General features: G+C 65.1%; 10 protein-coding genes. 2 read left to right on the top strand and 8 right to left on the bottom strand.

Annotated features, from left to right (window positions below; all coding sequences use genetic code 11):
* The 8 genes from A5773_RS13820 to A5773_RS13785 form a co-directional block, all read right to left on the bottom strand.
* Positions 1-1339 (bottom strand): virulence factor Mce family protein (locus A5773_RS13820; RefSeq protein ID WP_067791322.1); only part of this gene is annotated, 1339 nt, incomplete at its 3' end.
* Positions 1336-2400: a virulence factor Mce family protein gene (locus tag A5773_RS13815; RefSeq protein WP_066955170.1), complete on the bottom strand. Its 1065-nt coding sequence runs from the start codon at positions 2398-2400 to the stop codon at positions 1336-1338. The genes A5773_RS13820 and A5773_RS13815, both read right to left, overlap by 4 nt.
* Complete coding sequence (locus A5773_RS13810) at positions 2390-3442, bottom strand: virulence factor Mce family protein (protein ID WP_067791320.1); 1053 nt, start codon at positions 3440-3442, stop codon at positions 2390-2392. The genes A5773_RS13815 and A5773_RS13810 overlap by 11 nt, the downstream gene beginning before the upstream one ends.
* Complete coding sequence (locus tag A5773_RS13805) at positions 3442-4644, bottom strand: virulence factor Mce family protein (RefSeq protein WP_067791318.1); 1203 nt, start codon at positions 4642-4644, stop codon at positions 3442-3444. The genes A5773_RS13810 and A5773_RS13805 overlap by 1 nt, the downstream gene beginning before the upstream one ends.
* A gap of 19 nt (positions 4645-4663) precedes the next feature.
* Entirely contained in the window at positions 4664-5506 is an 843-nt protein-coding gene (locus tag A5773_RS13800; protein ID WP_066955180.1) for an ABC transporter permease, read from the bottom strand.
* Positions 5507-5513: 7 nt separating this feature from the next.
* Positions 5514-6278, bottom strand: coding sequence for an ABC transporter permease (locus A5773_RS13795; protein ID WP_066955184.1), 765 nt, complete (start codon positions 6276-6278; stop codon positions 5514-5516).
* Positions 6279-6514: 236 nt separating this feature from the next.
* Entirely contained in the window at positions 6515-7429 is a 915-nt protein-coding gene (locus A5773_RS13790; RefSeq protein ID WP_067791316.1) for a 3-oxoacyl-ACP reductase, read from the bottom strand.
* A gap of 33 nt (positions 7430-7462) precedes the next feature.
* On the bottom strand, positions 7463-7654 hold the full coding sequence (locus tag A5773_RS13785) for a ferredoxin (RefSeq protein WP_066955960.1): 192 nt from the start codon (positions 7652-7654) through the stop codon (positions 7463-7465).
* A 201-nt stretch (positions 7655-7855) separates the two neighbouring features.
* On the opposite strand from A5773_RS13785, the gene A5773_RS13780 reads away from it, so the two are divergent.
* Positions 7856-9034 carry an acyl-CoA dehydrogenase gene (locus tag A5773_RS13780; RefSeq protein WP_066955190.1) on the top strand — a complete coding sequence of 393 codons (1179 nt, stop codon included), beginning with the start codon at positions 7856-7858 and terminating at the stop codon, positions 9032-9034.
* A 27-nt stretch (positions 9035-9061) separates the two neighbouring features.
* A complete protein-coding gene (locus A5773_RS13775) occupies positions 9062-10159 on the top strand; it encodes an acyl-CoA dehydrogenase family protein (protein ID WP_067264529.1) in 1098 nt (365 codons plus the stop codon).

Raw genomic sequence — 10159 nt, 5'->3', positions numbered from 1 at the left:
GGGCATTACCCAAGGCCGGCGCCTGGCCGGGGGCCGGGCCGGTCTGCGGGGCCGGCGGGACCAGCAATGCCTGCAGGTCCGCCGGGTTCTGGGCGGCGGGGGGCGTCTTGGCACCATTGGCCGGGATCCAGGTGAGATCGGGAACCGGTGTGGCCGACTTGGCCTGGGTTTCCGGGGTGTCGTAGATGATCTGACCCTTGTAGGCGGTGATGGTGTTGAGCGGGTGGAACATGATCGGCGGGTAGTTCACCGTGAGCCGGCGCAGCACCGGTCCCAGCCGCTCGCGGCACAGCTCGGCGCGTCGGAAGTAGTCGGGCGCGCGTGGCCCGGCCGCGGTTTCGAAGGACCCACCGCAGATGAACTGCACGGGGTTGGCGAATTCCGGAATCGACAACAGGCCGTTGAGCGTGCCCTGCGCCGGGTCGTAAATGTTGTAGAAGTTTGCGATGCCGGGGCCCGCCACGTGCAAAACCTGCTCGATGTTCTCGCTCTGGTCGCTCAGCGTCTTCGCGAAGTCGTTGAGGTTGTTGACCGTATCGATGATGGTCGAGTTGTTCTCGTGCAGGAATCCCCGGATGTCGGAGAGCGCCTTATTGAGCGTGCCCAGGGTGTTGTCAAGGTGACGCGAGCTGTCGGCGAGCACCTGGGAGACCGAGGCGACGTTCCCGGCGAACTGCACGATCTGTTCGTTGCTGGCCGACAGCGCGTTGACCAGAACCTGAAGATTCTTGACCGTGCCGAAGATGTCACTGCGCGAATCGCCCAGCCGCCCAGCGGCTTGGGAGAGTTCGCGCAACGCGTTGTGGAACGACTCGCCGTTGCCGTTGAACGTGTCCGCGGCCTGATTGATCGCCCGCCCCAACGGCCCCTGCATCGACCCCGTGGTGGGACCGAGCTGCACGGCCAGCTGCGTCAGCGACTCTTTGACCTCGTCCCACTCCACCGGAACCCCGGTACGTTCCAGGGCGATGCTCCCGCCGTCGGGCAGCACCGCGCCACCGGTGTAGGCCGGCGTCAGCTGAATGAACCGCGCCGCCACCAGGTTCGGCGACATGATGATGGCCTTGGCGTCTTTCGGGATCTTCACGTCCTTGGACACCGACATGGTGATCTTGACGTCGGAGGGCCGCGGCTCGATGGTGTCGATCTGACCCACCGGAACGCCGACGACCCGGACCTGGTCGCCGGGGTAGAGCCCGACCGCGGACGTGAAGTAACCGACGATGCTGCGCGTATTGCCGGTCGACGACAGCACATATACGCCACCCACCAACACCGCGATGAGCGCGATGGCGGTGGTGTAGCGCAGCCCCCGGCTGCCGGCGATTCGCCGCATCATGGCGACTTCGGCCTAATGATCCAGCGCTCCTGGATCAGCCCGCGCAGGTAGTCGGCCAAGCTGGCCGGCATCTTGCCGGGCTGGTAGAAGAAGTCGAACATCGTCGCGAGCAGCGGCGCGGGGATCACCCCGTAGACGTTGACGTTGAATCCCGGCCCGGACCCCACGACCTCGCCCAGCTCGGTCGCGTAGGTCGGCAGCCGCTTGAGGGCCTCGGTGATGTAGTCGCGGCGCTCGTTGAGGTTGCTCAGCACGTCGTTGAGCTTGCTCAGCGCCGGCCCGAACTCCTTACGGTTGTCGGCGACGAAGCCGGAGATCTGCGCCGAGAGGCCCTGGATCCCCGAGATCAACCGCCCCAGGGCGGCTCGCCGCTCGTCGAGCGCAGCGAACAACTCGTTACCGTCGTCGACCAGTTTGTTGACCTGGCCGGCGCGCTGGGACAGCACGCCGGTCACCGACTTCGCGTGCGCCAGAAGGCTTTGCAGCGCCTCGTCGCGCCGGTTCAGGGTTCGCGACAGCGTCGTCACACCGTCGAGCGCGCCGCGCAGCTCGGGGGTGGCGTCGTGCAGCGTGTCGGTCAATACGTTCAAGGCCTGCTCGAACTGAGGTTTGTTCAGGTTGTTGGCGTTTTGACCCAGGTCCTCCAGCGCGCCGGCGAGGGTATACGGCGTGGTCGTGCGGCTGAGCGGGATCGTTGTCGACCTGCCGCTGCCGGCCGGGCTTACCGCGATGGACCGCTCACCGAGAATGGTGTCGGTGCGGATCGCGGCGAGTGACTGATCCCCAACGGCGACATGGCGATCCACGCTGAAGCTGATCTTGGCGCTGTCTCCGGCGAGGCCAACCGACGTCACCTTGCCGACCTTGAAGCCCGAGACGTACACCGCGTTACCGGGATTGATGCCGCCTGCGTCGGAGAAATAGGCGTCGTAGATCTTTCCCTGCGGCCAGAACGGTAATCCCGCGTAGCCGAATGCGATGAGCACAACGCACACCACCAGCACCACCCCGAAGATGCCGGTGCGCAGCGGATCGCGCTCACGCTTTGCGTTACTTGGCAAAAGCGCACCTCCCCTTGCTGGGATCCACCTGGCCGCCGAGGGGCAGCAGGATGTCGCTGCCCGCCGGGCCATTGATCTTGATCGTCACCGAGCAGAAGTAGATGTTGAAGAACGAGCCGTAGGCGCCCAACGCGGCCAGCCGCAGATAATCCTCGCCCAGCTGCTCGACGTCGTTGTTGACCTCGGCCTTGCGGTTGTCCAGTTCGGTCGCCAGCGGCCGGGTGTTCTCCAGAATGCCCTGCAGCGGCCGGCGCGAATTCTGCAGCAGCTCGGTCAGATCCGTCGTGGTCGAGGCCAGCGGCGGGATGGCGCCCGCGATGTCGTCCTTATTCTTGGCGAGCCCGCTGATCAATTGCTGCAACTGGTCCACGCTGGTCGAGAACTGGGCGCTGCGCTCATCGACGGTCTTGAGCACGGTGTTGAGGTTGTTGATCACGTCACCGATGAGCTGGTCCCGCTGGCCCAACGCCGACGAGAACGCACTGGTGTCGGCCAGCACGTTGGACAACGCGCCGCCCTGGCCCTGCAGCAACTCGATGACGGCGCTGCTGATCGTGTTGACCTTGTCCGCGTCCAGCCCCTTGAGCACCGGCCGAAGCCCGCCCAGCAGCGCATCGAGATCCAGTGCGGGCTGGGTGTGTTGGGCGTTGATCGTCCCGCCCGGCGGCAGCTTCCGCAGCTCCCCGGGTCCCGAGGTGATCTCCAAATACCGGTCACCGACCAGGTTTTCGTAGCGGATCACCGCGCGCGTGGAGGAATAGAGCGTGTAGCGCTTGTCGAGTCCGAACGACACGTCGATGGTGTTGTCCTGGTTGAGCTTCACGCCGGACACCGCACCGACCGGCACGCCGGCGATACGCACCTTCTGGCCCGCCTTCAACCGCGAGACGTTGGTAAACGTTGCGTGGTAAGTGCTTTCGGGACCGAATCGGAAGTCGCCGAAGACCACCACAAGTCCCGCGGATACCAGCAGCATGGCCACCGTGAAGATGCTGACCTTGATCATCATCGAGCGGTGTGTCGGCATCTCCCCCGCGGCCATCAGAAGTCGTCCCGTTCCGCGAAGGCGCCGTGGAACAAGAACTGCAGTGTCGAGGGCGCGTCGAACTGCAGTTCGGTGAACGGCTCGTACGGAATGTTCGCGTTGTCGGTGACCAGGAACGGCGACCGGAAGAACGACCCGCCGGTCTGTTTCGTCGGAATGTCCGGCAACCCGCGGCAATTCGGTCCACCGGAGGCGTTGACGATCGGCAGGGACTCGGGGAAGGTGTACGCCGGCGCACCGAGCACGAAGCTCGAGGACGTGAACAGTCCCGCCTTGCGGACACCGAGCAGCGGGGCGAATTCCTTGATACCGCGCTCGATTCCCGCGAACAGGCAGCCGAATTCGGGCGAATAGTCCGCGGCCACCTTCAGCGGGGCCCGCAGCCGGTTGATGGCGTCGATGAAGTTCTGCTCGGCCGGCGCCAACGTCTCATAGGCGTTGTTGGCCAGGCCGATGGTGGCCAGCAAGGTGTCGTTGAGGTTGTTCTGCTGGTCGACAACGGTCTTGTTGATCGTCGGTAGGTTGTCGAAGATGGTGTTCAGGTCCGGAGCGGCGTCGGCATAGATGTTGGTGACGACAGCGGCCTTACGGAAATCCTCCTGCAGCGCAGGCAGCTTCGGGTTTGCCTGGCGCGTCAAAGTGTTCAGGCCCGACAAGATGCCGCCGAAGTCGTCGCCGTGCCCACGCAGACCTTCGGACAAAGCGCTCAGCGTCCCGTTGAGCTCGACGGGGTCGATCTTGTGCAGCAGGTCCATCAGCGACTGGAACAGGGTGTTGACTTCCAGCTGCACCGCGGAGGCCGCAACGTGCGCGTTGGGACGTAGCGAGGTCGGAGAAGGGTTCTGCGGCGGAAGGAATTCGACCGACTTGGCGCCGAATATGGTGTTACCCGCGATATGCACCGGCGAATTGGAGGGAATGAAGCGCATGTCGTCGCTGTTGATGCCCAACGTCAGCCGAGCCTGGTCATCGGCGTAGTCGATGGCCTCGACCTTGCCGATCTGGATGCCCCGGTATTTGACCTTGGCGCCCTTCTCCAACACCAGCCCGGCCCGGGGAGCCGAGACCGTGACCTTGTCGATCGAGGCGAAAGCCGCTGTGTAGGAAAGGTAAGTCACGAGGGCGAACGCCAGTATCAGGCTGGCCAGCACCGCTGCTGCCACCCGGACGGAGCTACGTCGCATTCCTGTGTTTGCCATGTTCCTTTAAGCGGTCCTCTTACCCGGAGAGGTTGAAGTTACCGGACGCGCCGTAGACAGCGAGTGAGATGAACAGTGTGATGACGACGACGACGATCAGCGAGGTGCGCACGGCCTGGCCGACCGCGATGCCGACGCCGACCGGGCCGCCGCTGGCGTTATAGCCGTAATAGGTATGGACGAGCATCACCGCGATGGACATCACGATCGCCTGGAGGAACGACCACAGCAGGTCCGACGGGATGAGGAACGTATTGAAGTAGTGGTCGTAGAGACCCTTGGACTGGCCGTTGATGTACACCGTGGTGAAGCGGGCGGCGAAGAACGCCGCCAGTACCGACAGTGAATACAGCGGGATGATCGCGATCAGTCCGGCGATCAGCCGGGTGGACACCAAGTAGGACACCGAGTGCACCGCCATGCATTCGACCGCGTCAATTTCCTCGGATACCCGCATGGCGCCCAACTGCGCGGTGGCACCGGCGCCGATGGTGGCCGCCAGCGCGATGCCGGCGATCACCGGCGCGACGACGCGAACGTTGAGAAAAGCCGACAGGAAGCCTGTCAGCGCCTCGATGCCGATGTTGCCCAACGACGAATACCCCTGCACGGCGATGACCCCGCCGGAGGCCAGGGTCAGGAAGGCCGCGACGCCCACCGTGCCGCCGATCATGACGAGCGCCCCGGCGCCCATTGTCATCTCGGCGATCAGCCGGACCGTCTCTTTGCGGTAGCGGGTGAGGGCATTCGGGACGTATCGGACAGTTTGGCCGTAGAACAACGCCTGCTCACCGAAGTCGTCGATCGGCTCCTGCAGCCGGAAGGCGAGGTTGCGCAACCGGTAGGTGACGTCGTAGCTCATCGAGTGCTCACTTCGCCGAGATTCGCACGCCGATGGCGGTCATCACCACGTTGATGACGAACAGACAGATGAACGCGTAGACCACGGTTTCGTTGACCGCGTTGCCGACGCCCTTGGGGCCGCCCTTGACGGTCAGGCCGCGATAGCAGCCGACCAGGCCGGCCATCACACCGAACAGCAGCGCCTTGACCTCGGCGAGCACCAGCTCACGCAGGCCGGTCAGCACCGTCAGCCCGTTGATGAAGGCGCCGGGGTTGACGCCCTGCAGGAAGACTGAGAACACGTAACCGCCGGACAAGCCGATGGCGCACACCAAGCCGTTGAGCAGGAGCGCAACGACAGTGGAGGCCAGCACGCGGGGTACCACGAGCCGCTGGATCGGGTCGATGCCCAGAACCCGCATCGCGTCGATCTCCTCGCGGATGGTGCGCGCACCGAGGTCGGCGCAGATCGCGGTGGCACCGGCACCCGCGACGACGAGCACGGTCACCACCGGACCCAGCTGGGTGATGGTGCCGAAGGCCGTTCCGGCGCCGGACAAGTCGGCGGCGCCGATTTCACGCAGCAGGATATTGAGCGTGAACGCCACCAGCACAGTGAATGGGATCGATACCAGCAGCGTGGGGACTAGCGAGACGCGCGCGATCATCCACGTCTGTTCCAGGAACTCGCCCAATTGGAACGGCCGGCGGAAAGACTGCCGGCCGGTGTCGATCATCATTTCGAAGAACCCGCCGACTGCGCGGGCGGGAACGGCAAGCTGCTGCATCAACTTGGCTACCCCCCTCAGCTGCTCGCGGCGAAGTCTATGCGTCGCCTTAGCGGTGTCGTTCGTCGCATGCGGCTCGGTGTGAGCCGGATCATATTAACCCAGAACAAGTTAATGCTGTCAATGAACAGCATTTCCTTGTCTGAAACGTTAACTTGCCAGGTCAGATGCGCTTACGCCATTCCAAACTGACACACGTTCTTACTGCTGATTCCCCCCCACGAAGTAACCTCACACAGCTATTGCTCCATCAGCCCGACCGCGGAAAAGTTCCGCTCCGGATCCCGCCCAGCAAAGTACTCTTGCAGCGTCGCGCTCAGTTGCGCAGGCTCCCACGCCTCACCCGCGGCGCTGAATTGATGTTCAGCGGTCGGGGCCGCAACCAGTGTCACCCGGGGCCCGTAGACAATGAACACCTGACCGTTGACTTCCGCGGCCGCCGGCGATGACAAGAATTTGACCAGGCTGACCACATGCTCAGGTGACAGGGGGTCGATGCCGCCCGCCTCGACCTCGGGTGCGGCACCGAAGACGTCGGCCGTCATGGCGGTGCGGGCGCGCGGGCAAATCGCGTTGGCGCACACTCCGTAGCGACCCAGCGCCCGCGCGGCCGTCAGGGTGAGCGAGATGATGCCGGCCTTGGCGGCGCCGTAGTTGGCCTGACCCACCGGGCCGACCAGGCCCGCCTCCGACGCAGTGTTGACCAGCCGGCCGAAGACGGCTCCCCCGGCATCCTTTGCCTTGGAGCGCCAGTAGGTGGCCGCGTTGCGGGTCAGCAGGAAGTGGCCGCGCAGGTGCACGGCGATCACCAGGTCCCATTCCTCGTCGGACATGTTGAACAGCATCCGGTCGCGGGTGATCCCCGCGTTGTTGACCACAATGTCGAGTCCACCGAGACCATCGGCCTGGGCGACCAGCTCGTCGGCGGTTGCCCGCTCGCTGATATCGCCGGCCACCGCGACCGCCTTGGAGCCGGCGGCATTGATCTCGTCGATGACGTCGGAGGCATCGAGGGCGGCGGCGATGTCGTTGACGACGACGGTGGCGCCCGCCCGAGCCAGGCCGAGGGCCTCGGCCCGGCCCAGTCCCGCGGCCGCACCGGTCACCACCGCAACCTTTCCGGAGAGATCGGTCGCGTTCGTGCTGCTAGTCAATTTATGAATACCTCTAGTTTCTGGTGGCGCACTTCAGTCTTCGCGCAACAGCGCGGCTCGCGGACACTCGGCGATCGCCTGCTCGGCCAACTGCTCCTGGTCCGCGGGAATCGGGTCGAGCTTCACGACGGCGTAATCGTCGTCGTCCAGGTCGAAGATATCCGGCGCGATTCCCATGCACACAGCGTTACCTTCACACCGGTCACGGTCGACGATCACCCGCACAGCACCCTCCTTGCACCTGGCCTTCACCTGAGGACGTGCCCCACAAGTATGTAGGACCACCATAGGGCCCCGATACCGCCGGGGAAACGGCCGCTGGAATCTCAGACTAGAACGTGTTACAACCGGGAAGACGAACGGGTAGTCGTCGGCCGAGTAACGTCGGCTAGTCGAGGCGTGTCACGTTAACAAAGGACGGCTGGAATGCGCATCAGTTACACCCCTGAACAGGAGGAGCTGCGTCGCGAGCTGCGGTCGTACTTCACCACGCTTATGACCCCCGAGCGTCGGGAGGCGCTGCACTCGACGCAGGGCGAGGTGGGAACCGGCACCGCCTATCGCGACACCGTCGCGCAGATGGGCAAGGACGGGTGGCTGACCCTGAACTGGCCCAAGGAATACGGCGGCCAGGACCGCTCCCCGATGGACTCGCTGATCTTCACCGACGAGGCCGCGATCGCCGGCGTGCCGGTGCCGTTCCTGACGATCAACAGTGTGGCGCCGACCATCATGGCGTTCGGCACCGAGGAACAGAAGAAATTCTTCCTGCCCAAGATCGCTGCCGGGGAGTTGCACTTCTCCATCGGCTACTCCGAGCCGGGCGCCGGCACCGACCTGGCGAACCTGCGTACCACCGCAGTCCGCGACGGCGATGACTACGTCATCAACGGCCAGAAGATGTGGACCAGCCTGATCGCCTACGCCGACTGGGTCTGGCTGGCCGTCCGCACCAACCCGGAAGCCAAGAAGCACCGCGGCATTTCGATGCTGGTCGTGCCGACGACCGCGGAGGGGTTCTCCTGGACGCCCGTGCACACCATGGCCGGTGTGGACACCAGCGCCACCTATTACTCCGACGTGCGAGTCCCGGTGACCAACCTGGTCGGCGAGGAGAACGGCGGCTGGAAGCTGGTGACCAATCAGCTCAACCACGAACGCGTCGCTCTCGTGTCGCCGCAACCGATCTTTTTGGCCCTCCGCGAGGTTCGCGAGTGGGCGCAGAACACCAAGGATGCCGGCGGGGCCCGGCTGATCGACTCGGAATGGGTGCAGATCAACCTGGCCCGGGTGCACGCCAAGGCCGAGGTGCTCAAGCTGATCAACTGGGAACTGGCTTCGTCGAACAGCGAGTCCTTGTCGCCGGCCGACGCGTCGGCGGCCAAGGTGTACGGCACCGAACTGGCCACCGAGGCGTACCGGCTGCTTATGGAGGTACTGGGGACCGCGGCGACGGTGCGCCAGGATTCGCCGGGCGCGCTGCTGCGTGGCCGGGTCGAGCGGATGCATCGCGCGTGCCTGATCCTGACCTTCGGCGGCGGAACCAACGAGGTGCAGCGCGACATCATCGGCATGGTCGCGCTGGGCCTGCCCCGAAACCGCTGAGCCCCCTCTTCCTAAGGACGAACATCGATGGACTTTTCGACAACCGAAGCGGCGAACGATCTCGGCGGCCTGGTCGACACGATCGTGAACTCGGTATGCACACCGGAGCGCCAGCGTGAGCTCGACAAGCTGGACCAACGGTTCGACCGTGAGCTGTGGGGCAAGCTCGTCGACGCCGGCATCCTCACCAGCGCTTCGGCCACCTCGGTGGGCGGCGATGGATTCGGGGTGCTCGAGCAGGTCGCCATTCTGGTGGCGTTGGGTCACCAGTTGGCGGCCGTGCCTTACTTGGAGTCGGTGATGCTGGGCGCCGGCGCATTGGCCCGCTTCGGAACCGAGGAGCTGCAACAGGATTGGGGCGCCCCGGCGGTCAGTGGCGAGAAGATTCTCGCCGTTGCGCTGCTGGGCGAGATGGGTGAGGGTCCGGTGCAGGCCACCCGCGCCGGCGACGGCTATCGCCTCACAGGTACCCGCACCCAGGTCGGCTTCGGGCCGGCAGCCGACGGCTTCCTCGTTCCCGCCGAGACCGATTCAGGCACGGCCGTTTTCGTGGTTGCCGCCGGAGATCCCGGCGTTTCGGTGACCCCATTGCAGACCACCGGCTTGGGCAGCGTCGGGCACCTGGCGCTGGACGGGACCGAGGTGGACGGTACCCGGATGGTCGGCGGCGCCGAGGTCGTCGTCTGGCTCGACATACTTGCGGCCCTGGGCCGCAGCGCCTTCCAACTCGGAGTGCTGGAACGTGGACTGCAGCTCACCGCCGAATACGCCCGTGAGCGGGAGCAATTCGATCGTCCGATCGGTAGCTTCCAGGCGGTGTCACAACGGCTGGCCGACGGCTACATCGACGTCAAAGGCTTGCGGCTCACGCTGACTCAGGCGGCGTGGAAGGTCTCCGAGGACGTTCCCGCCGACATCGACGTGGCAAGCGCCGCGTTCTGGGCCGCCGACGCCGGGCACCGCGTGGCGCACACCATCGTGCACGTGCACGGCGGCGTCGGCGTCGATACCGACCACCCGGTTCACCGCTATTTCTTGGCCGCCAAGGAGGCCGAGTTCGCGTTGGGCGGGGCCACCGGCCAGCTGCGCCGAATCGGCCGCGAGCTGGCGGAAACCCCTGCCTAG

It is taken from the genome of Mycobacterium sp. 852014-52450_SCH5900713, assembly GCF_001667075.1.
Classification (GTDB): domain Bacteria; phylum Actinomycetota; class Actinomycetes; order Mycobacteriales; family Mycobacteriaceae; genus Mycobacterium.
This window is presented reverse-complemented; position numbering and strand designations above follow the sequence as displayed.

Excerpts from the sequence above, each read along its gene's own strand:
- A5773_RS13805 (WP_067791318.1), bottom strand. The coding sequence starts at position 4,644 with ATGGCAAACACAGGAATGCGACGTAGCTCCGTCCGGGTGGCAGCAGCG.
- A5773_RS13800 (WP_066955180.1), bottom strand. The coding sequence starts at position 5,506 with ATGAGCTACGACGTCACCTACCGGTTGCGCAACCTCGCCTTCCGGCTG.
- A5773_RS13780 (WP_066955190.1), top strand. The coding sequence starts at position 7,856 with ATGCGCATCAGTTACACCCCTGAACAGGAGGAGCTGCGTCGCGAGCTG.
- A5773_RS13810 (WP_067791320.1), bottom strand. The coding sequence starts at position 3,442 with ATGGCCGCGGGGGAGATGCCGACACACCGCTCGATGATGATCAAGGTC.
- A5773_RS13775 (WP_067264529.1), top strand. The coding sequence starts at position 9,062 with ATGGACTTTTCGACAACCGAAGCGGCGAACGATCTCGGCGGCCTGGTC.